At 61.8% G+C, this 22,012-nt stretch carries 20 protein-coding genes; 3 read left to right on the top strand and 17 right to left on the bottom strand.

The genetic code is table 11. The annotated features are described in order from the left end of the window. Positions 1–115 precede the first annotated feature (115 nt). From nuoF to BLR26_RS20365, 15 genes are all read right to left on the bottom strand, one after another. Positions 116–1,489 (bottom strand): NADH-quinone oxidoreductase subunit NuoF, encoded by a 1,374-nt coding sequence (gene nuoF / locus BLR26_RS20435; protein WP_045201391.1) that lies wholly within the window; start codon positions 1,487–1,489, stop codon positions 116–118. Then, a complete protein-coding gene (gene nuoE, locus BLR26_RS20430) occupies positions 1,486–1,983 on the bottom strand; it encodes an NADH-quinone oxidoreductase subunit NuoE (protein ID WP_012313767.1) in 498 nt (165 codons plus the stop codon). Before nuoE ends, nuoF begins: the two co-directional genes overlap by 4 nt. A gap of 2 nt (positions 1,984–1,985) precedes the next feature. Next, positions 1,986–3,767 (bottom strand): NADH-quinone oxidoreductase subunit C/D, encoded by a 1,782-nt coding sequence (nuoC, locus tag BLR26_RS20425; RefSeq protein ID WP_093384915.1) that lies wholly within the window; start codon positions 3,765–3,767, stop codon positions 1,986–1,988. A gap of 78 nt (positions 3,768–3,845) precedes the next feature. After that, the gene (locus BLR26_RS20420) at positions 3,846–4,523 is read right to left on the bottom strand and encodes an NADH-quinone oxidoreductase subunit B (RefSeq protein WP_010220398.1); all 678 of its coding nucleotides are present in this window, start codon (positions 4,521–4,523) and stop codon (positions 3,846–3,848) included. A gap of 10 nt (positions 4,524–4,533) precedes the next feature. Next, a complete protein-coding gene (locus tag BLR26_RS20415; protein ID WP_010220397.1) occupies positions 4,534–4,947 on the bottom strand; it encodes an NADH-quinone oxidoreductase subunit A in 414 nt (137 codons plus the stop codon). Positions 4,948–5,305: 358 nt separating this feature from the next. After that, on the bottom strand, positions 5,306–5,968 hold the full coding sequence (locus BLR26_RS20410) for a lysoplasmalogenase (RefSeq protein WP_045201393.1): 663 nt from the start codon (positions 5,966–5,968) through the stop codon (positions 5,306–5,308). A 184-nt stretch (positions 5,969–6,152) separates the two neighbouring features. After that, positions 6,153–7,478: an isocitrate lyase gene (aceA, locus tag BLR26_RS20405; protein WP_038996041.1), complete on the bottom strand. Its 1,326-nt coding sequence runs from the start codon at positions 7,476–7,478 to the stop codon at positions 6,153–6,155. Between the two features lie 488 nt (positions 7,479–7,966). Then, a complete protein-coding gene (locus tag BLR26_RS20400; protein ID WP_256326748.1) occupies positions 7,967–8,701 on the bottom strand; it encodes a secretin N-terminal domain-containing protein in 735 nt (244 codons plus the stop codon). Positions 8,702–8,855: 154 nt separating this feature from the next. Next, complete coding sequence (locus BLR26_RS20395) at positions 8,856–9,290, bottom strand: GNAT family N-acetyltransferase (RefSeq protein WP_038996039.1); 435 nt, start codon at positions 9,288–9,290, stop codon at positions 8,856–8,858. Further along, positions 9,283–10,449, bottom strand: a complete 1,167-nt coding sequence (locus BLR26_RS20390; protein WP_045201394.1) for a ribosomal protein uL16 3-hydroxylase — start codon at positions 10,447–10,449, stop codon at positions 9,283–9,285. Before BLR26_RS20390 ends, BLR26_RS20395 begins: the two co-directional genes overlap by 8 nt. 82 nt (positions 10,450–10,531) lie before the next feature. Continuing rightward, entirely contained in the window at positions 10,532–11,902 is a 1,371-nt protein-coding gene (purB, locus tag BLR26_RS20385) for an adenylosuccinate lyase (RefSeq protein WP_010226761.1), read from the bottom strand. Positions 11,903–12,081: 179 nt separating this feature from the next. Beyond that, positions 12,082–12,702, bottom strand: a complete 621-nt coding sequence (hflD, locus tag BLR26_RS20380) for a high frequency lysogenization protein HflD (protein WP_038996036.1) — start codon at positions 12,700–12,702, stop codon at positions 12,082–12,084. Next, positions 12,699–13,823, bottom strand: a complete 1,125-nt coding sequence (mnmA, locus tag BLR26_RS20375) for a tRNA 2-thiouridine(34) synthase MnmA (protein ID WP_045201396.1) — start codon at positions 13,821–13,823, stop codon at positions 12,699–12,701. Before mnmA ends, hflD begins: the two co-directional genes overlap by 4 nt. Before the next feature lie 70 nt (positions 13,824–13,893). Continuing rightward, the gene (locus BLR26_RS20370; RefSeq protein WP_093384907.1) at positions 13,894–14,328 is read right to left on the bottom strand and encodes an NUDIX hydrolase; all 435 of its coding nucleotides are present in this window, start codon (positions 14,326–14,328) and stop codon (positions 13,894–13,896) included. A gap of 147 nt (positions 14,329–14,475) precedes the next feature. Further along, positions 14,476–16,701, bottom strand: coding sequence for an NADP-dependent isocitrate dehydrogenase (locus BLR26_RS20365; RefSeq protein ID WP_045201397.1), 2,226 nt, complete (start codon positions 16,699–16,701; stop codon positions 14,476–14,478). Positions 16,702–17,115: 414 nt separating this feature from the next. Between BLR26_RS20365 and icd the strand changes: the two genes are divergently transcribed. Beyond that, on the top strand, positions 17,116–18,372 hold the full coding sequence (gene icd, locus BLR26_RS20360; protein ID WP_045201398.1) for an NADP-dependent isocitrate dehydrogenase: 1,257 nt from the start codon (positions 17,116–17,118) through the stop codon (positions 18,370–18,372). 63 nt (positions 18,373–18,435) lie between these two features. Here the strand turns inward: icd and cspD are convergent, their stop codons facing one another. After that, positions 18,436–18,690, bottom strand: a complete 255-nt coding sequence (cspD, locus tag BLR26_RS20355; RefSeq protein WP_093384904.1) for a cold shock domain-containing protein CspD — start codon at positions 18,688–18,690, stop codon at positions 18,436–18,438. 225 nt (positions 18,691–18,915) lie between these two features. On the opposite strand from cspD, the gene clpS reads away from it, so the two are divergent. Together clpS and clpA are read left to right on the top strand one after the other, a co-directional pair. After that, a complete protein-coding gene (gene clpS / locus BLR26_RS20350; RefSeq protein WP_009400967.1) occupies positions 18,916–19,278 on the top strand; it encodes an ATP-dependent Clp protease adapter ClpS in 363 nt (120 codons plus the stop codon). 30 nt (positions 19,279–19,308) lie between these two features. Further along, the gene (clpA, locus tag BLR26_RS20345; protein ID WP_093384901.1) at positions 19,309–21,579 is read left to right on the top strand and encodes an ATP-dependent Clp protease ATP-binding subunit ClpA; all 2,271 of its coding nucleotides are present in this window, start codon (positions 19,309–19,311) and stop codon (positions 21,577–21,579) included. A 145-nt stretch (positions 21,580–21,724) separates the two neighbouring features. On the opposite strand, the gene infA is transcribed toward clpA, so the two are convergent. Continuing rightward, the gene (gene infA / locus BLR26_RS20340; RefSeq protein ID WP_002553999.1) at positions 21,725–21,943 is read right to left on the bottom strand and encodes a translation initiation factor IF-1; all 219 of its coding nucleotides are present in this window, start codon (positions 21,941–21,943) and stop codon (positions 21,725–21,727) included. Positions 21,944–22,012: the final 69 nt, after the last annotated feature.

The following is a 22,012-nucleotide window of genomic DNA, read 5'->3' as shown; positions in this document are numbered from 1 at the left end:
GGCCCGCGTCTGCGGGCGTGGCTAATGGAAATCTGTGTGCCTGCAGCCCGCGACAGGTGTCCCCGGGCGAGCTGGGCAGGCAGCGGGCGGCACGGACCGCCCGCGTTGTTATTCGTTATGCGCCGACGACGATCGGCTTCGCCAGGTCCGGGCGCAGGCCGGCAGCGGCAGCAGCCGGTGCCTGGGCGGCAATGCCAGCCTCGAACTCAGGGCGGAAGTACTTGATCGCGCTACCCAGCGGCTCAACGGCGCCCGGTGCGTGGGCACAGAAGGTCTTGCCTGGGCCGAGGAAACCGACCAGACCCAGCAGGGTCTCGATGTCGCCCTGCTGGCCCTGGCCTTTCTCGAGGGCGCGCAGGAGCTTGACGCTCCACGGCAGGCCGTCGCGGCACGGGGTGCAGAAGCCACAGGATTCACGGGCGAAGAACTCTTCCATGTTGCGCAGCAGCGAGACCATGTTGACGCTGTCGTCCACGGCCATGGCCAGGCCGGTACCCATGCGGGTGCCGACCTTGGCGATGCCACCGGCGTACATTTGCGCGTCCAGGTGCTCGGGCAGCAGGAAACCGGTACCGGCGCCGCCTGGCTGCCAGCACTTGAGCTTGAAGCCATCGCGCATGCCGCCGGCGTAGTCTTCGAACAGCTCGCGGGCCGGGACGCCGAACGGCAGCTCCCACAGGCCCGGGTTCTTGACCTTGCCGGAGAAGCCCATCAGCTTGGTGCCGTGGTCTTCGCTGCCTTCGCGGGCCAGCGACTTGTACCAGTCGATGCCGTTGCCGACGATGGCCGGCACGTTGCACAGGGTCTCGACGTTGTTCACGCAGGTCGGCTTGCCCCACACGCCAACGGCGGCAGGGAAGGGCGGCTTGGAGCGCGGGTTGGCGCGGCGGCCTTCGAGGGAGTTGATCAGAGCGGTTTCTTCACCGCAGATGTAGCGCCCGGCACCGGTGTGGACGAACAGCTCGAAGTCGAAGCCGCTGCCGAGGATGTTCTTGCCCAACAGGCCGGCAGCCTTGGCTTCCTCGACCGCACGGGTGAGGTTGCGCGCTGCGGTGGTGTATTCGCCACGCAGGAAGATGTAGCCGCGGTAGGCCTTCAGCGCGCGGGCGCTGATCAGCATGCCTTCGATCAGCAGATGGGGCTGTTGCTCCATCAGCATGCGGTCTTTCCAGGTGTTTGGCTCCATTTCGTCCGCGTTGCACAGCAGGTAGCGGATGTTCATGGATTCGTCTTTGGGCATCAGGCCCCATTTGACGCCGGTGGGGAAGCCCGCACCGCCACGGCCCTTGAGGCCGGAATCTTTTACGGTCTGGACGATATCGTCCTGGGACATTTGCGCCAGGGCCTTGCGGGCGGCGGCGTAGCCGTCCTTGGCCTGGTACTCGTCGAGCCACAGCGGCTCGCCGTCGTCACGCAGGCGCCAGGTCAGCGGATGGGTTTCAGCCGAACGCGCAATGCGGTTGGCCGGGCCGAAGGAAGTGATGGTCATACGTAACCCTCCAGCAGTTTGGAGACGCCAGCAGGCTGCACGTCGCCAAAGGTGTCGTCGTCGATCATCAGCGCCGGGGCCTTGTCGCAGTTACCCAGGCAGCATACCGGCAGCAGGGTGAAGCGCCCGTCTGCGGTGGTCTGGCCGAGGCCAATGCCCAGCTCGCTCTGGATCTGGCTGACCACCGACTCGTGACCGCCGATGTAGCAGACCATGCTGTCGCAGACGCGGATGATGTGCCGGCCAACCGGTTGACGGAAGATCTGGCTATAGAAAGTGGCCACGCCTTCGACGTCGCTGGCAGGAATGCCGAGCACTTCGCCGATGGCGTAGATGGCGCCGTCCGGCACCCAGCCGCGTTCCTTCTGGACGATCTTCAGGGCTTCGATGGACGCCGCGCGCGGGTCCTCGTAGTGATGCATCTCGTGCTCGATGGCCGAGCGCTCGGTTTCGCTCAGGGCGAAACGGTCGGTTTGGATAAGCGTGCTGTTCATGCTTAGCGGTCCACGTCAGCCATAACGAAGTCGATACTGCCCAGGTACGCAATGAGGTCCGCGACCATGCTGCCGCGGATCACCGAAGGGATCTGCTGCAGGTGCGGGTAGCTCGGGGTACGGATCCGGGTGCGGTAGCTCATGGTGCCGCCGTCGCTCGTCAGGTAGTAACTGTTGATGCCCTTGGTCGCCTCGATCATCTGGAAGGACTCGTTGGCCGGCATCACCGGGCCCCACGAAACCTGCAGGAAGTGAGTGATCAGGGTTTCGATGTGCTGCAGGGTGCGCTCTTTCGGCGGCGGCGTGGTCAGCGGGTGATCCGCCTTGTACGGGCCTTCCGGCATGTTGCGCAGGCACTGGTCGATGATGCGGATACTCTGGCGCATCTCCTCGACACGGACCATGCAGCGATCGTAGGCATCGCCGTTGTGGGCCAGCGGCACTTCGAACTCGAAGTTCTCATAGCCGGAGTAAGGGCGGGCCTTGCGCAGGTCGAAGTCCAGACCGGTGGAGCGCAGGCCGGCACCGGTGACGCCCCATTCCAGGGCCTCTTTGGTGTTGTACTGGGCAACGCCGATGGTCCGGCCCTTGAGGATGCTGTTCTGCAGGGCGGCCTTGGTGTATTCGTCGAGGCGCTTGGGCAGCCAGTCGACGAAGTCTTTCACCAGTTTTTCCCAGCCGCGCGGCAGGTCGTGGGCAACGCCGCCGATGCGGTACCAGGCCGGGTGCAGACGGAAGCCGGTGATGGCTTCGATCACGGTGTAAGCGCGCTGACGGTCGGTGAAGGTGAAGAACACCGGGGTCATGGCGCCGACGTCCTGGATGTAGGTACCCAGGAACAGCAGGTGGCTGGTGATGCGGAAGAACTCGGCGAGCATGATGCGGATCACGTCGACCTTCTGCGGCACCTGGATACCGGCCAGCTTCTCTACCGCCAGCACGTACGGCAGGTTGTTCATCACCCCGCCGAGGTAGTCGATACGGTCGGTGTAGGGGATGAAGCTGTGCCAGGACTGGCGCTCGGCCATCTTCTCGGCGCCACGGTGGTGGTAGCCGATGTCCGGGACGCAGTCGACGATCTCTTCGCCGTCCAGCTGCAGGACGATACGGAAGGCACCGTGGGCCGAAGGGTGGTTCGGGCCGAGGTTGAGGAACATGTAGTCCTCGTTGGCGCCGGAACGCTTCATGCCCCAGGCCTCAGGGTTGAAGCGCGCGGCTTCTTCCTCAAGCTGCTGCTTGGCCAGGGTCAGGCTGTACGGATCGAACTCGGTGGCGCGGGCAGGGTAGTCCTTGCGCAGCGGGTGACCTTCCCAGGTGGGCGGCATCATGATCCGGGTCAGGTGCGGGTGGCCGGCAAAGTCGATGCCGAACATGTCCCAGACTTCACGCTCGTACCAGTTGGCGTTGGGCCAGATACCGGTGACGGTGGGCAGGTTGAGGTCGCCTTCGCGCAAGGCCACCTTGATCATCACGTCGCTGTTCCGCTCCACCGACAGCAGGTGGTAGAACACACTGAAGTCGGCGCCCGGCAGGCCGCGGCGCTGGGTGCGCAGGCGCTCGTCGACGCCGTGCAGGTCGTAGAGCATGCTGTACGGCTTGGCGACGTGGCGCAGGAAACTCAGCACGTCCTTGAGTTTTTCGCGGGTAACCCAAAGCACCGGCATGCCGGTGCGGGTTTCCTGGGCGACGAACGCTTCGGGGCCGAATTTGTTGTTCAGTTCGACGACCACATCCTGGTCGTCAGCCTTGTAAGGCGGGATATAAATAGCGGTGTCCGCTGTCATGGTCTCGGTCGCTTTCGGTCAACGTAGAGAATGAAGCCAGGCTGCCTGTCGCGCATGCGCAGGCAACAGGTCGCTGGATCAGACTTCGTCGGGGCTGCGCAGGTTGGTGACCTGGATGCGCTGTTCACGGCGTTGCTCTTTCTGCGACGGCATCTCGGCACGGTAAATGCCTTGATCACCGACAACCCAGGAAAGAGGACGACGCTCCTGGCCAATCGACTCCTGCAACAGCATCAGGCCTTGCAGGAAGGCTTCAGGGCGAGGCGGGCAGCCAGGCACGTAGACATCCACGGGGAGGAACTTGTCGACCCCCTGAACGACCGAGTAAATGTCGTACATGCCACCGGAGTTGGCGCACGAACCCATGGAGATGACCCACTTGGGTTCGAGCATCTGCTCGTACAGGCGCTGGATGATCGGCGCCATCTTGATGAAGCAGGTGCCGGCGATGACCATGAAGTCGGCCTGACGCGGCGATGCCCGGATGACTTCGGCGCCGAAGCGGGCGATGTCGTGGGGTGCCGTGAAGGCCGTGGTCATTTCCACGTAGCAGCAGGAGAGGCCGAAGTTGTACGGCCACAGGGAGTTCTTACGCCCCCAGTTGACCGCGCCACTGAGCACATCTTCAAGTTTGCCCATGAAGATGTTCTTGTGGACCTGGTCCTCTAGCAGCGAATCGGAGACGGTTTCCCGCTCTCCGATTGGATATTGCTCGTTGGGAGCATCCGGGTCGATTCTGGTGAGATTGTATTGCATTGCCAAAGCCTCATTGTTTCAGCTTCGCTTGCCGCTTGCGACGACCTTCGGGAGCCCAATCAAGTGCCCCGACGCGCCATAGGTAGACAAGACCTGCCAACAGAATTGCTATGAAAACGAGTGCTTCGACGAATCCGGTCCAGCCGCTTTCGCGGACGGACACAGACCATGCAAAGAGAAAGAGGGCTTCGATATCGAAGATCACGAACAGCATCGCGACCAGATAGAATTTGGCTGACAGGCGCAAGCGGGCGCCGCCAGTGGGCAGCATGCCGGACTCGAAGGGTTCGTTCTTGCTGCGGCCCCAGGCCTTGCTGCCGAGCAGGGCGGACAGACCGAGCATGAAGGCACACAGGCCTACGACACCCAAAAGGAAAATGGCAAAGCCCCAGTTGTGGGCGATGAGTCCTGTCGAATCGGGCATGCTGAAAATCCTTATACAGAGACCAGTCTCTGCGGCTTGAAAAGAAGTAGAGCAGTGACGATATGTCGCAGCGGAATCTATCGCGCTGATTTTATGGGTAAACCCGGTGCAAGTAAAATTTCTGCAGCAAATTTATTCGTAAGATTAAGAACAAAAATCTTTCGTAACAGGCTGCAGGCCACGCAGGCCGGGCATTGCCCCGGGTTCTGTTAATTATGTTTCTTGTAAAACGTAATGAACCAGCAACTTCGTAATGATAATTAATATCATTTGAAGCGGTGCGATTAGTCCTACTGTTCGAGTCAACTACAAAGTTGTGCAACATGGTCGTCACCCGCAAGTTTCCACACCCTGTGTTTTAACCTGTTTTTTCTTGCCCCGCCGCGCTCTGGATCAAGGCTTTTGCCGGTTGCCTGGTGTAGGCCGAGGCGGCAATCGCCCATTGCCCCAGCCAGTAGGCAATGATGATCAGGTACTGGGCGGCGCCGAACGGGCTGACGAAGCGGTCGATGCCGATCAGGCTGTCGGAAAACACGAAAGACACCGCGCCCAGCGCTGCCAGGCCGCCACAGGCCAGGGCGCGCCAGAGCATGGCGCTGATGGCCAGGGCGTACACGGTGACCGGTATCAGCAGTTCACCCAGGCCGGAGCTGATCAGCAGCCCCAGCAGTAACGCGCCGACAATCGCCGAACCGAGCAGGGCCGCGGGCGCCAGCTGGCGGTTCTCACCCAGGTAGCCGCGCAGGTAGGCCAGGTGCGCGCAGAGAAAGGCCGCCAGGCCAAACACGAACAGGTCGCCCGGTACGGCCAGGAGGATGTCGCCGAGCAAGGAAAAGCCCAGGCCAATGATGATCCAGCGCCGGTAGGGGGTTGGCTCTGCGGTGCTAAGCCAGTAGATCAGCGCCAGCACCGGGATCGGCTTGACCGCCAGCCCCAGCAGTGCATTGGCGCTGGCCAGTGCATATATATAGAAGGCTGCGCCCAGCAGGGCCAGGCAGAGCAGGGTGACAGGGCGGGACATGGCCGATCCTTGGTGTTGTTGTGCACCTAGCATAGCCTGTAGGAGCGGGCTTGACCCGCGATAGCGGTCAATCAGCAACATCGCTATCGCGGGGCAAGCCCGCTCCCACAAAAAACAAAACCCGGGGCCCCATCACAGGCCCCGGGTCTTGCGTGTTACCCGAATGTCAGCAACCGATCAGCGATCAGTGGAACTGCTCTTCTTCAGTCGAACCGGTCAGTGCGGTTACCGAAGACTTGCCACCCTGGATCACGGTGGTCATGTCGTCGAAGTAGCCGGTGCCGACTTCCTGCTGGTGGGCGACGAAGGTGTAGCCTTTCGAGGCGTCAGCGAATTCCTGCTCTTGCAGCTTGACGTAGGCGGTCATGTCGTTGCGGGCGTAGTCGTGCGCCAGGTTGAACATGCCGTGCCACATGTTGTGGATACCGGCCAGGGTGATGAACTGGTGCTTGTAGCCCATGGCCGACAGTTCGCGCTGGAACTTGGCGATGGTGGCGTCGTCCAGGTTCTTCTTCCAGTTGAAGGAAGGCGAGCAGTTGTACGACAGGATCTGGTCCGGGTATTCCTTCTTGATCGCTTCGGCGAAGCGGCGGGCTTCGTCCAGGTCCGGCTTGGCGGTTTCACACCAGATCAGGTCGGCGTATGGCGCGTAGGCCAGGCCGCGGGCGATGGCTTGATCGAGGCCGGCACGAACCTTGTAGAAGCCTTCCTGGGTACGCTCGCCAACCACGAACGGCTGGTCGTACGGGTCGCAGTCGCTGGTCAAGAGGTCAGCGGCGTTGGCGTCGGTACGGGCCAGGATGATGGTCGGTACGCCGGCAACGTCGGCCGCCAGACGGGCAGCGCTCAGCTTCTGTACGGCTTCCTGGGTAGGAACCAGTACCTTGCCGCCCATGTGGCCGCATTTTTTCACCGAGGCCAGCTGGTCTTCGAAGTGCACGCCGGCGGCGCCTGCTTCGATCATGTTCTTCATCAGCTCGTAGGCGTTCAGTACGCCACCGAAACCGGCTTCGGCGTCAGCCACGATCGGCGCGAAGTAGTCGATGTAGCCTTCGTCGCCCGGGTTCTTGCCGGCTTTCCACTGGATCTGGTCAGCGCGACGGAACGAGTTGTTGATGCGCTTGACCACGGTTGGCACCGAGTCCACCGGGTACAGCGACTGGTCCGGGTACATGGATTCGGCCGAGTTGTTGTCGGCAGCCACTTGCCAGCCGGACAGGTAGATGGCCTGGATACCGGCTTTGACCTGTTGTACAGCCTGGCCGCCGGTCAGGGCGCCCATGCAGTTGACGAAATCTTTTTCTGGACGGAAGGACGGGTGTGCGCCCTGGGTGACCAGCTTCCACAGCTTCTCGGCACCCAGACGGGCCAGGGTGTGCTCAGGCTGGATCGAGCCACGCAGACGAACGACATCAGCGGCGGTGTAGGTACGGGTCACGCCTTTCCAGCGCGGGTTCTCGGCCCAGTCTTTTTCGAGGGCTGCAATTTGCTGTTCGCGTGTCAGTGCCATGGAAATAAACCTCGTCGCATCGGTCTTGGGTAAAAATTCTCGCTCTCTACTGCGCAGATCAGAAGCCTGGCAAAGGTCAGTATGGGCGAAATATGCGACGGTCGAACGATGGGGCTCGAAGGGGGAAGTGAGCAGGTGGGCGAGGTTTTCGCTGCAGGGTGGCTCGTGGTTGCCGAACTGCAGTGAACAGTGCTGCCGGGTACCTTTTGATGCGCTTCCGTCCCTCGGGACAACTTCGTTCCAGTCGCAATCTCGTCAAACTGCCTTGTGGGCGGTACAGACACGAGTCGGCTCAGGTGGGTAGGTTAGAGCGCGGCTCGAAAGCCCTTGCCAGGGCCTCTGATTAGCGGGAGCGGGGCCATCATGCCTCGGCGGTTCGGGGTCGTCAAATGTTTTGTAGTGGTTTTTTATCACCACTACATCTTTCGTCTAATGCGACTCCTCAGTCAGTTTCGAGGCCTTTGGTCGAGGCCTTGATTTGTCTGGGTTCAGTCCAAAGCGTCGACTTTTACCCGCAATGTCATGTTTTCACCGCGCTGGGTGCTGTAACTGAGCGTTGAAGCACTGCGTTCGGACTGACTCTGCTGGTTGACCCCGGCCAAGGTGATCCACTCACCGAGCTTGCCGCTGACTTTTGTGTCGGTACTTTGCACCTTCACTACATCAGGACGTTCCTGGCTCATCCGGTCATTGTTGGTACTGATGTTCAGGTGCACGGTGTCGCCAGTAACGCTGGCGGTGACGTAGAAGCCCTGGGTGACGTTGCGGTATTCGGTGTCGCTCTGCACCCGGCCGTAGCCATCGGTACTGGTGCTGGTGATCGGGATGCTCTGGCCGACCTGGATCAGCGCCGGGCTGCCTTCGCTGGCTTGCACCTGTTGCAGGCCGCCTTCGCGGTTGGCGGTGCCGTAGCGGATGACCCGGGCATTGCCGCGGTTGTCCTGGAAGTTGCTGTCGTTGTTGTCGACGCTGATCAGAAGCCTGCGCGGCGCGGTGTCCAGTTGCTGCAGCAGGGTGCGCAGGTCGTCGATGCGTTCGGGTTCGGCGTTGACGATCAGTTTGTTTTCAAAGGCGCTGACGCTGCCGTCCTTGCCGATGAAGGCTTGCGCGGTGGGGAGGATTTCAGCGCTGGTGCGGTGACTCAGCGGCAGGACTTCGGTGGCGGCCAGCGCACTCAGGCTGAACGACAGAAGCAGGGAGGCGAGAAGGGGGCGTAGCGGCATGTCCATGATCTCCGCGGGTGGAGTGGACATGATGGCAAATTTGTAGGGGTTTTGCTGGCTTCATCGCGGGGCAAGTCGAGGCGTCGCACCGCAGCTCCCACCAGGCCTGGTGGGAGCTGCGGTGCGACGCCTCGACTTGCCCCGCGATGGATTATCAGGCCAGCTCGCGCGACTCGCGCACCATGTCCACGTGCGGAATGCCCGCCTCGAGGAACTCTTCGCTGACCACCTTGAAGCCAAGGCGCTCGTAGAACGGCGTGGCATGCACCTGGGCGCTGAGCATCTGCTGTTTGAGGTCGCGGTTCTGTGCTTCGACGATGACCGCCTGCATCAGCGCGTCACCAACCTTCAGCCCGCGCCAGTCCTTGAGCACCGAAACCCGGCCGATCTGGCCGTCAGGCAGCAGGCGCGCGGTGCCGATGGCGTAGTCACCTTCCATGGCGAGGAAATGCACGGCGGTGTTGTCGTCGGCATCCCACTCCAGCTCCGGCGGCACGTTCTGTTCGGCGATGAACACGGCTTCACGAATACGGCGGATGTCAGCGTTGTCTTTTTGCCAGTCGGCGAGACGGACGCGAATCTTATTCATTGGCGAACCCCAGGCTTCCTTGTTTGACCAGTTCGCAGATCAAGGTAATGCCTTGATCGTTTTCAAGCCACTGCTCAAGGTTTTCAATGTGCAACGCGTCGGCGGCGCAGATCAGCTTCAGCAGCTCGCGCAGCTCGCCCGGCAGCAGGCGGCTCTGGCCGCTGGCGAACAGCAGCAGGTTGTCATCGACTTCCGACCAGGCCAGGCGCGCGCTCGGGTTGCGGATCAGGATCGCGCCTTCGGCCAGGCTCTCGATCAGGTCGGCTTCGTCCAGCGGCTCGCCGCTGACCAGCTCCGGATAACGCGGCTCGGTCATGAACTGGCCGAACCAGGTCAGCAGCAGGCGCTCGTCCCCCATGTGTTCGGTGAGCAGCTTCTTCAGGCGGTCGAGGGCATCGTGCTGGATCTGGTGCGGGTCGCTGACCGGCTCGGCATCGGCGTCGGTGTAGCGCTCTTCGTCAGGCAGGAACTGGCTGAGGAAGTCGGTGAAGTGGGTCAGCACTTCAGCGGCGCCCGGGGCGCGGAAGCCTACCGAGTAAGTCAGGCAGTCATCTTCGGCAATGCCGTAGTGGGCCAGGCGCGGCGGCAGGTAGAGCATGTCGCCGGGCTCCAGGGACCACTCCTCGCTCTGTTCGAATTCAGCCAGGATGCGCAGGTCGGCGTGCTCCAGCAGCGGGCTGTCGCTGTCGCACATCTGGCCGATCTTCCAGTTGCGCTTGCCCTGGCCTTGCAGCAGGAACACGTCGTAGTTGTCGAAGTGCGGGCCGACGCTGCCGCCGGGCGCGGCGTAGCTGATCATCACATCGTCGATGCGCCAGCTTGGCAGGAAGCGAAAGTGCTCGAGCAGCTCGCCGACTTCCGGCACGAACTGATCGACCGCTTGCACCAGCAGGGTCCAGTCGCGCTCGGGCAGGGTGCTGAAGGCGTCTTCTTCGAACGGGCCGCGGCGCAGCTCCCAAGGGCGCTCGCCATGTTCGATGACCAGGCGCGATTCGACTTCTTCTTCCAGGGCCAGGCCGGCCAGTTCGTCGGCATCGATCGGGCTTTCGAAGTCCGGGAAGGCCTGGCGCACCAGCAGGGGTTTCTTCTGCCAGTAGTCGCGCATGAATTCGCGGGCAGTGAGGCCGCCCAGAAGCTGCAGAGGAGTATCAGGATTCATGTGTAACCTATTGAAAAAAAGTAATTTTCTTTCGGTAATAAAAACGCCCGGCTGAGCCGGGCGTTTACGCGCAGGGCGCAGATCAGACGCGTTTGGCTTGAGCCGCGGCATTACCGATGTAGGAGGCTGGCGTCAGCTTCTTCAGCTCGCTGCGAGCCTCTGCAGGCATGTCCAGGCCATCGATGAAGGTCAGCAGCGCTTCGGGGCTGATGCCTTTGCCACGGGTCAGCTCCTTAAGCTTCTCGTAGGGGTTCTCGATGTTGTAGCGGCGCATGACGGTCTGGATCGGCTCGGCGAGCACTTCCCAGCAGGCGTCGAGGTCTTCGGCGATACGCGCTTGGTTGATTTCCAGCTTGCTGATGCCTTTGAGGCTGGCCTCGTAGGCGATCACGCTGTGGGCGAAACCGACGCCCAGGTTGCGCAGCACGGTGGAGTCGGTCAGGTCACGCTGCCAGCGCGACACCGGCAGCTTGCTGGCCAGGTGCTGGAACAGGGCGTTGGCGATACCCAGGTTGCCTTCGGAGTTTTCGAAGTCGATCGGGTTGACCTTGTGCGGCATGGTCGAGGAGCCGATTTCGCCAGCGATGGTGCGCTGCTTGAAGTAGCCCAGGGAGATGTAACCCCAGACGTCGCGGTCGAAGTCGATCAGGATGGTGTTGAAGCGGGCGATCGCGTCGAACAGCTCGGCGATGTAGTCGTGCGGCTCGATCTGCGTGGTGTAGGGGTTGAACACCAGGCCCAGCTCGTCTTCGATGAAAGCGCGGGCGTTGGCTTCCCAGTCGATTTGCGGGTAGGCCGACAGGTGGGCGTTGTAGTTGCCCACGGCGCCGTTGATCTTGCCCAGCAACGGCACGGCGGCAACCTGAGCGATCTGGCGCTCCAGACGGTAGACGACGTTGGCCAGCTCTTTACCCAGGGTGGTCGGCGAAGCCGGTTGGCCGTGGGTGCGCGACAGCATCGGCACGTCGGCGAAGCGGTGGGCCAGCTCGCGGATGGCCTGGGCGATCTGGCGCATCAGCGGCAGCAGCACGCTGTCGCGGCCTTCGCGCAGCATCAGGGCGTGGGACAGGTTGTTGATGTCCTCGCTGGTGCAGGCGAAGTGGATGAATTCACTGACCTTGGCCAGCTCCGGCAGCTTGGCAGCCTGCTCCTTGAGCAGGTACTCGATGGCCTTGACGTCGTGGTTGGTGGTGCGCTCGATCTCTTTGACGCGCTCGGCGTGCTCGAGGGCGAACTCATCGGCCAGGCCGTTGAGCAGGGCGTTGGCTTCGGCGGAAAAAGCCGGAACCTCGGCGATTTGCGGGTGGGCGGCCAGGCGCTGGAGCCAGCGAACCTCGACCAGGGCGCGGAAACGGATCAGGCCGTATTCGCTGAAAATAGGGCGCAGGGCCTGGGTTTTGCCGGCGTAGCGGCCGTCAACAGGGGAAACCGCAGTGAGCGAGGAAAGCTGCATGGGGTGTTCTCGGACAGTCAGGCTTTGAAAAGGGCGCATATCATACATGAAAAACGCGCCCGGGTCGGGTGGCTGACAAATGGTCTGCCGGTAATTCTTTGGCTTTTTCGCGGGTCAAGCCCGCTCCCACAGGTTGAAGGAAGCCTCTGTGGGAGCGGGCTTGACCCGCGATGGCTTTATCAGCCACGCAACATCGGATACAGCTCTTTGAGCAGTTTGCGCCGGCTGATCACCAGCTGCCAGCGATGCCCGCCGAGCTGCCGCCACAGGCGCGCGGCGCGGATGCCGGCAAGCAGCAGGGCGCGAATCTTCGAGGCGTTGCTGGGCTGCTGCAGGTGGCGCATGTCGCCGTGCACCTGGATGCGCTGGCGCAGGGTGCTCAGGGTGTCCTGGTACAGGGCGCCGCTGGAAGCGATGACATTTTCATGCACCAGGCCGAAATGCTCGGCCTGGGACTGGATTTGCGGCAGGCGGTTGCCAATCGCGTCAAGCATGTCGCCGCGCTTGGCCAGCTGGCGCTCAAGGCCCAGCATCGACAGGGCATAGCGCAGCGGCTCGCGCTGCAGGCTGCCGGGGTCGCGCTCCAGGGCGCTGGCCAGGGCACGGTAGCCGTCGCGCAGGTTCAGGTCGTCACCGCCGAACACCTCCAGGGTGTCCTTGGGGTCGCGTACCAGCAGGCTGCCGAGCATGCAGCCGAGGTTGGCCTCGCTGGCCTGGCCGGTGCGGGCGATACGGTCGACCAGCACTGCAGCCTGGAACACGCCGCCCAGGGCGATCAACTGCTCTTGCATGGCATTCATGCGCGCGCGCTCCACGGCTCGGCGGTTTCGATCACGCCGCCGCCGAGGCAGATTTCGCCGTCATAGAACACCACCGACTGGCCTGGGGTCACGGCCCGCTGCGGCTCGTCGAACACCGCGCGGTAGCCGCCCGGGGTTTGCTCCAGGGTGCAGTGCTGGTCGCTCTGGCGGTAGCGCACCTTGGCGGTCAGGCGCCGTGGGCTGGAAAGGTCAATCGGGTTGACCCAGAAAATTTCTGAAGCGAGCAGGGCGCGGGAGAACAGCCAGGGGTGTTCGTTGCCCTGGCCGACCACCAGCACGTTGCGGGTCAGGTCTTTTTCCAGCACGTACCACGGCTCGTCGCCGGCGTCTTTCAGGCCGCCGATGCCCAGGCCCTGGCGCTGGCCAATGGTGTGGTACATCAGGCCATGGTGACGACCGATGACTTCGCCGTCGGTGGTCTGGATCTCGCCCGGCTGCGCGGGCAGGTACTGCTTGAGGAAGTCGCTGAAGCGCCGCTCGCCGATAAAGCAGATGCCGGTGGAGTCTTTCTTCTTGGCCGTGGCCAGGCCGTGTTTCTCGGCGATGGCACGCACTTCGGGTTTTTCCAGCTCGCCGACCGGGAACAGCGTGCGGGCGATTTCCTTGCCGCCGACGGCGTGCAGGAAGTAGCTCTGGTCCTTGTTCGGGTCCAGGCCCTTGAGCAGTTCGGTACGGCCATCGGTGTCGCGGCGGCGCACGTAGTGACCGGTGGCGATCAGGTCGGCACCGAGCATCAGCGCGTAGTCGAGGAAGGCCTTGAACTTGATTTCGCGGTTGCAGAGGATGTCCGGGTTTGGCGTGCGTCCGGCCTTGTATTCGGCCAGGAAGTGCTCGAAGACGTTATCCCAGTATTCGGCGGCGAAGTTGGCGGTATGCAGCTTGATGCCGATGCGGTCGCACACGGCCTGGGCATCGGCCAGGTCTTCGCGGGCGGTGCAGTATTCGGTGCCGTCGTCCTCTTCCCAGTTCTTCATGAACAGGCCTTCCACCTGGTAGCCCTGCTCCATCAGCAGGAGGGCGGAGACGGAAGAGTCCACGCCGCCGGACATGCCGACGATAACGCGTGTCTTTTCGGGTTCGTAAAGTGCTGGACTGGTCATAGGTACCGGCTGTGTATCTGGAAAAAGACAACGATTCTATCAGGCTGCGGCCTTCAAGGCATCGTTGCTGTCAGTCGCGAATCAACGCCAGGCTGTGCAGCGGGCCGGCCAGGTAATCGTCGATGCAACGGGGCACCAGTTCGCTGCGCCAGCGCTCGGGGTCGGCCAGCAGCTCCTCGCGGCTCAGCCACACGGCGCGCACGATGTCGCTGTCCAGGGCCCGCTCGGGGTGGTGCTTGAGCGCCCGGGCGGCGAAGCAGATGCGCTGGTAGGTCACGCCGTTGCTGGGGGCGGTGTACAGGTAGATGCCGACCACGCCGGTCAGCTCGACCTCCCAGGCGGTTTCTTCGAGGGTTTCGCGGCGGGCGGCGTCGAGCAGACTCTCGTTGGCCTCCAGGTGGCCAGCGGGTTGGTTGAAGACGTGCTTGCCGGCCTTGAATTCCTCGGCCATGAGGAAGCGGCCCTGGTCTTCGATAATGGTGGCGACGGTGATGTGGGGGCGCACGGTCGATTCTCTCCCTAAGTTGTAAGTTTCAAGCTGCAAGCTACAAGTAAAAGCCGTGCGCGCAAGGCTCTTTCTTGTAGCTTGTAGCTTGATACTTAAAGCTAAAAAACCCCGGTGCGTGGCCGGGGTTTTTTCATTCCTTCAAGCTTACAGCGCGGCAATCGCGCTGTTGAAGGTCTGGCTCGGGCGCATCACCTTGCTGGTCAGCTCGGCATCCGGGTAGTAGTAACCACCGATGTCAGCCGGCTTGCCCTGGACGGCGTTGAGCTCGGCGACGATGGTCGCTTCGTTCTCGGCCAGGGCTTTTGCCAGTGGGGCGAAGCGCGCTTGCAGGGCGGCGTCGTCGCTCTGGGCGGCCAGGGCCTGGGCCCAGTACAGGGTCAGGTAGAAGTGGCTGCCGCGGTTGTCGATACCACCAACCTTGCGCGCCGGGGACTTGTTGGTGTCCAGGAACTGGCCGGTGGCCTGGTCCAGGGTCGCCGCCAGTACCTTGGCTTTCGGGTTGGCGTAGGCGTTGCCCAGGTGCTCCAGGGAGGCGGCCAGGGCCAGGAACTCACCCAGCGAATCCCAGCGCAGGAAGTTTTCTTCAACCAGTTGCTGTACGTGCTTGGGAGCCGAACCGCCGGCGCCGGTTTCGAACAGGCCGCCGTTGTTCATCAGCGGTACGATCGACAGCATCTTGGCGCTGGTGCCCAGCTCCATGATCGGGAACAGGTCGGTCAGGTAGTCGCGCAGCACGTTGCCGGTGACCGAGATAGTGTCCTGGCCAGCACGGATGCGCTGCAGGGAAACCTTCATCGCCTCGACAGGCGACAGGACGCGGATGTCCAGGCCTGCGGTGTCGTGGTCTTTCAGGTACTGCTGGACCTTCTCGATCAGCACGCCGTCGTGGGCACGCTGCGGGTCAAGCCAGAACAGCGCCGGGGTGTTGCTGGCGCGGGCACGGTTGACGGCCAGCTTGACCCAGTCCTGGATCGGTGCGTCTTTGGTCTGGCACATGCGGAAGATGTCGCCGGCTTCGACGTCCTGGGACAGCAGCAGGTTGCCCTTGCCGTCAACCACGCGGATCACGCCGTCGGCCTTGGCCTGGAAGGTCTTGTCGTGGGAGCCGTACTCTTCGGCTTTCTGCGCCATCAGGCCAACGTTCGGCACGCTGCCCATGGTGGTCGGATCGAATGCGCCGTGTTGCTTGCAGTCTTCGATAACGGCCTGGTAGATGGTGGCGTAGCAACGGTCCGGAATCACCGCCTTGGTGTCTTGCAGCTGGCCTTCGGTGTTCCACATCTTGCCCGAGTCACGGATCATCGCCGGCATCGAGGCGTCGACGATAACGTCGCTCGGCACGTGCAGGTTGGTGATGCCCTTGTCGGAGTTGACCATGGCCAGGGCCGGGCGAACGTCGTAGACGGCTTTGACGTCAGCTTCGATCTGCGCCTGCTGCTCGGCTGGCAGGGCCTTGATACGGGCGTACAGGTCGCCGATACCGTTGTTCAGGTTGAAGCCGATCTGCGCCAGTACGTCGGCGTGCTTGTTCAGCGCGTCCTGGTAGTACTCGGCAACGATCTGGCCGAACATGATCGGGTCGGAGACCTTCATCATGGTCGCTTTCAGGTGGACCGACAGCAGGACGCCCTTGGCTTTGGCGTCTTCGATCTCGGCGGCGATGAATTTACGCAGCGCCTTGGTGCTCATGACCGCGCAGTCGACGATTTCGCCGGCCTTGACCGCGGTTTTTTCTTTCAGAACGGTGGTGTTGCCATTCTTGTCCAGCAGTTCGATGCGCAGGCTGTCATCGGCTTCGATCAGCGCGGCTTTCTCGCTGCCGTAGAAGTCGCCCTGGCTCATGTGCGCCACGTGGGACTTGGAGTCGGCTGCCCAGGCGCCCATCTTGTGTGGGTGCTTGCGTGCGTAGTTCTTGACCGACAGCGGTGCGCGGCGGTCGGAGTTGCCTTCACGCAGGACCGGGTTGACGGCACTGCCCTTGATGCGGTCGTAGCGAGCCTTGGCTTCTTTCTCGGCATCGCTGGCGGCGGCTTCAGGGTAATCAGGAATGTTGAAGCCCTTGGCTTGCAGTTCCTTGATCGCGGCCTTCAGTTGCGGAACCGAGGCGCTGATGTTCGGCAGCTTGATGATGTTGGCTTCTGGCGTGGTTGCCAGTTGGCCCAGTTCTGCCAGGTGGTCGGCCACTTGCTTGTCGGCGCCGAGCTGTTCAGGGAAGGCAGAAAGGATGCGGCCGGCCAGAGAGATGTCCCGGGTTTCTACGGCGATGTCGGCAGAAGCGGTGAAGGCTTCGATGACGGGGAGCAGTGAATAGGTGGCGAGGGCGGGGGCTTCGTCGGTGAAGGTGTAGATGATCTTGGATCGGGTGGGCATATTCGGGTTAACTCTCTGTTTTGCTGAGCGTGCGCAGAATCTCGAGGTGCGCAGGGTAGGCGCTTCGCTCAGACACATCCATGAGCAGAAGGTCGAAGATTCTGGGCGGTGATGGTGGATTGCATCAGTCGAGTGTCAAACGGCTGAACTGCGGTAACAGCCCAGTCTTGTCGGGGCCGCGGGTCTCGTTTCAGACGGTTCGCCCCCAGTGACCCTTTGGTCACCGGGCGAGTATACCAAAGCCTTGGTCGTATTGATCAAGATCAACCCGTCGCAGGGGCTTTTTTAGACCAAAGATGTAGGCGTTGCTGCCCCATCGCAGGGCATTTGCGCACGAGGTTCCCGTTGCCGTTCAACTGGGGTACGCTCAGGGGATCCAGATGACGAACCACACCAAAAAAAACGGAGTGCAGCATGGGATACCAGAAAATCAAGGTTCCGGCAGTCGGCGACAAAATCACCGTCAATGCGGACCATTCTCTCAATGTTCCTGATAATCCGATCATCCCGTTCATCGAAGGCGACGGCATTGGCGTAGATGTAAGCCCCGTCATGATCAAAGTGGTTGATGCTGCTGTAGAGAAAGCCTATGGGGGCAAGCGCAAGATTTCCTGGATGGAAGTCTACGCCGGTGAAAAAGCCACCCAGGTATACGACCAGGACACCTGGCTGCCCCAGGAAACCCTCGATGCGGTCAAGGACTACGTTGTCTCCATCAAGGGTCCGCTGACCACCCCGGTCGGTGGCGGTATCCGCTCCCTCAACGTGGCCCTGCGCCAGCAACTGGACCTGTATGTCTGCCTGCGCCCGGTGGTGTGGTTCCAGGGCGTGCCCAGCCCGGTGAAAAAGCCGGGCGACGTCGACATGGTGATCTTTCGCGAGAACTCCGAAGACATCTATGCCGGTATCGAATGGAAGGCCGGTTCGCCCGAGGCGACCAAGGTCATCAAGTTCCTCAAAGAAGAAATGGGCGTCACCAAGATCCGTTTCGACCAGGATTGCGGCATCGGCATCAAGCCGGTCTCTAAAGAAGGCACCCAGCGCCTGGTGCGCAAGGCCCTGCAGTATGTGGTGGACAACGACCGCAAGTCGCTGACCATCGTGCACAAGGGCAACATCATGAAGTTCACCGAAGGTGCCTTCAAGGACTGGGGCTACGAAGTGGCCAAGAACGAATTCGGCGCCGAGCTGCTCGATGGCGGCCCGTGGATGAAGTTCAAAAACCCGAAAACCGGTCGTGAAGTCATCGTCAAGGACGCCATCGCCGACGCCATGCTCCAGCAGATCCTGCTGCGCCCGGCCGAATACGACGTGATCGCCACCCTCAACCTCAACGGTGACTACCTGTCCGACGCCCTGGCGGCGGAAGTCGGCGGCATCGGTATCGCTCCGGGTGCCAACCTGTCCGACACCGTGGCAATGTTCGAGGCTACCCACGGCACTGCGCCGAAATACGCCGGCAAGGACCAGGTCAACCCTGGTTCGGTGATTCTCTCGGCCGAGATGATGCTGCGCCACCTGGGCTGGACCGAGGCGGCCGACCTGATCATCAAGGGTACCAACGGCGCCATCGCCGCCAAGACCGTGACCTACGACTTCGAGCGCCTGATGGACGGCGCAACCCTGGTCAGCAGCTCCGGTTTCGGTGAGGCCTTGATCAAGCACATGTAAGCGGCACAAGAAAACCGGCCAGTCCTTGCGGGCTGGCCGGTTTTCTTTTGTCTGATCGCCGGCTCAGGCTTCAGTCGTTTGCGGGCTGGGGGTGGGGGAGGCAGTGGTTGGTGCGGTCGCACTCTCGATTTTGACCGCATGCAAGCCTTTGGGGCCCTGGGTGATCTCGAAGCTGACGGATTGTCCGGCTTTCAGGGTTTTATAACCTTCCATCTGGATAGCCGAGTAATGTGCAAACAGATCCTCTGTTTTCCCGTCTTCATTGATGAAGCCATAGCCCTTGGCGTTGTTGAACCACTTGACTTTACCGCTTGCCATCCTCATATCCCTCTGCAAAGGACTCCATCACTGGAGTATCATCCACTCCATCCGCATATGAACCTGCGAAAATTCTGGTTGACTGCGCGGATCTTTATCGACCACGGTGGGTTCTTATTGGTTGTAACACCGTTTTGCCGATAGTCAAGGTGAGGTGACGGCTGTCCCGCGTCGCCTGTGCGGTCAACCCATAAACCAACCTGTCGAAATGATGAAATTCTTTCCATGCATGCACATAGCCAGATTCGACTAACATTCAATCAGGATCGCCCGCAATCGCATGAGGACGATGGTTCTGGCCTGGCGGTACAGGAGGCCAAACCGGCCCTGCAGGCGCCACCCATGTACAAGGTGGTTTTGTTTAACGATGACTACACACCGATGGATTTCGTCGTCGAAGTGCTCGAGGTGTTTTTTAACCTGAATCGCGAGCTGGCGACCAAGGTCATGCTGGCCGTCCACACAGAAGGACGGGCAGTGTGCGGATTGTTTACCCGTGACATCGCCGAGACCAAGGCCATGCAGGTCAACCAATACGCAAGGGAAAGCCAGCATCCGCTACTCTGTGAAATCGAGAAGGACGGTTAATCGCCGGCCACTTGGGTATGAGGTGAAGCTATGTTAAACCGCGAGCTCGAAGTCACCCTCAATCTGGCCTTCAAGGAGGCACGCTCGAAACGTCATGAGTTCATGACCGTCGAGCACCTGCTGCTGGCACTATTGGATAATGAGGCCGCCGCGACCGTTCTGCGCGCCTGCGGCGCAAACCTCGACAAACTCAAACACGACCTGCAGGAGTTCATTGACTCCACCACGCCGTTGATCCCCGTGCACGACGAGGACCGCGAGACCCAGCCAACCCTGGGCTTCCAGCGTGTATTGCAGCGCGCAGTCTTCCATGTCCAGAGCTCGGGCAAGCGTGAAGTCACCGGTGCCAACGTGCTGGTGGCAATTTTCAGCGAACAGGAAAGCCAGGCCGTGTTCCTGCTTAAACAGCAGAGCGTGGCCCGTATCGACGTGGTCAACTACATCGCCCACGGCATCTCCAAGGTGCCGGGCCATGGTGAACACTCCGAGGGCGAACAGGAAATGCAGGACGAGGACGGCGGCGAAACTTCATCGTCGGGCAATCCCCTGGATGCCTATGCCAGCAACCTCAACGAACAGGCTCGCCAAGGGCGCATCGACCCGCTGGTCGGCCGTGAGCTCGAAGTCGAGCGCGTCGCGCAGATCCTCGCCCGTCGGCGCAAGAACAACCCGCTGCTGGTTGGCGAGGCCGGTGTCGGTAAAACCGCCATCGCCGAAGGCCTGGCCAAGCGCATCGTCGACGGCCAGGTGCCGGACCTGCTGGCACAAAGCGTGGTCTACTCGCTGGACCTGGGCGCGTTGCTGGCCGGGACCAAGTATCGTGGCGACTTCGAGAAGCGCTTCAAGGCGCTGCTCAATGAGCTGCGCAAACGCCCGCAGGCGATCCTGTTCATCGACGAGATCCACACCATCATCGGTGCCGGTGCGGCCTCCGGTGGGGTAATGGACGCCTCCAACCTGCTCAAGCCGCTGCTTTCTTCGGGTGATATCCGTTGCATCGGCTCGACCACCTTCCAGGAATTTCGCGGCATCTTCGAAAAAGACCGGGCCCTGGCGCGGCGCTTCCAGAAGGTTGATGTGAGCGAGCCATCGGTGGAAGACACCGTGGGCATCCTGCGTGGGCTCAAGGGGCGGTTCGAGAGCCACCACAACATCGAGTACAGCGATGAGGCCCTGCGCGCCGCTGCCGAGCTTGCAGCGCGCTACATCAACGACCGGCACATGCCCGACAAGGCCATCGATGTGATCGACGAGGCTGGCGCCTACCAGCGCCTGCAGCCGGTGGAGATGCGCGTCAAGCGTATCGACGTGCCGCAAGTCGAAGACATCGTCGCCAAGATTGCGCGGATTCCGCCAAAGCACGTCACCAGTTCCGACAAGGAGCTGCTGCGTAACCTGGAGCGCGACCTCAAGCTGACCGTGTTTGGCCAGGATGCGGCGATCGATTCGCTGGCCACCGCCATCAAGCTGTCACGCGCCGGTCTCAAGGCGCCAGACAAGCCGGTCGGTTCGTTCCTGTTTGCCGGCCCTACCGGTGTCGGTAAAACCGAAGCGGCGCGCCAGTTGGCCAAGGCCCTGGGTGTCGAGCTGGTACGCTTTGACATGTCCGAGTACATGGAGCGTCATACCGTCTCGCGTCTGATCGGTGCGCCTCCGGGCTACGTCGGTTTCGACCAGGGCGGCCTGCTCACCGAAGCCATCACCAAGCAGCCGCACTGCGTGCTGCTGCTCGATGAGATCGAGAAGGCCCACCCGGAAGTCTTCAACCTGCTGCTGCAGGTGATGGACCACGGTACCCTGACCGACAACAACGGGCGCAAGGCGGACTTCCGTAACGTCATCGTCATCATGACCACCAACGCCGGTGCTGAAACCGCTGCGCGAGCTTCGATCGGCTTCACTCATCAAGATCACTCATCCGACGCCATGGAAGTGATCAAGAAGAGCTTCACGCCGGAGTTCCGCAATCGCCTGGACACCATCATCCAGTTTGGCCGCCTCAGCCATGAGACGATCAAGAGCGTGGTGGACAAGTTCCTCATCGAGCTGCAGGCGCAACTGGAAGACAAGCGCGTGTTGCTCGAGGTGAGCGATGCGGCGCGCGGCTGGCTGGCGGCCGGTGGCTACGATGTGCAGATGGGCGCGCGGCCAATGGCGCGGCTGATCCAGGACAAGATCAAACGGCCGCTGGCCGAAGAGATCCTGTTTGGCGAACTGGCCGAGCATGGCGGTGTGGTGCACATCGACATCCGCGATGGCGAACTGGTGTTCGACTTCGAGACCACGGCTGAGATGGCGTAGCGGCCGATTGCGGGGCAAGTCGGGTCGCCGCACCGCCGCTCCCACATGTAGGGGCGGCGGTGCGGCGACCCGACTTGACCCGCGATGCTTTTCAAAGGCCAACAAAAACGCCCGGCATTTAGCCGGGCGTTTTTGTTGGTGTCGCTTAGCGGGCGCGGTAGGTGATGCGCCCCTTGCTCAGGTCGTAAGGCGTCAGTTCGACGCGGACCTTGTCACCGGTCAGAATACGAATGTAGTTCTTGCGCATCTTTCCGGAGATGTGCGCGGTAACGACGTGCCCATTTTCCAACTCCACACGGAACATGGTGTTGGGCAGGGTGTCGACGACAGTGCCTTCCATTTCGAAGCTGTCTTCTTTCGACATGCAGTAAAGCCCTCGGTGTCCAGTTAATGGCCCGGTGCACAGCTGCGCCAGGCAAAAAAAGTGGCGTGC

Origin of the sequence: Pseudomonas sp. UC 17F4 (assembly GCF_900101695.1) — a bacterium.
Taxonomy (GTDB): domain Bacteria; phylum Pseudomonadota; class Gammaproteobacteria; order Pseudomonadales; family Pseudomonadaceae; genus Aquipseudomonas.
The sequence above is the reverse complement of the archived record's forward strand: the minus strand, read 5'-3'. Positions and strand labels throughout refer to the sequence as shown.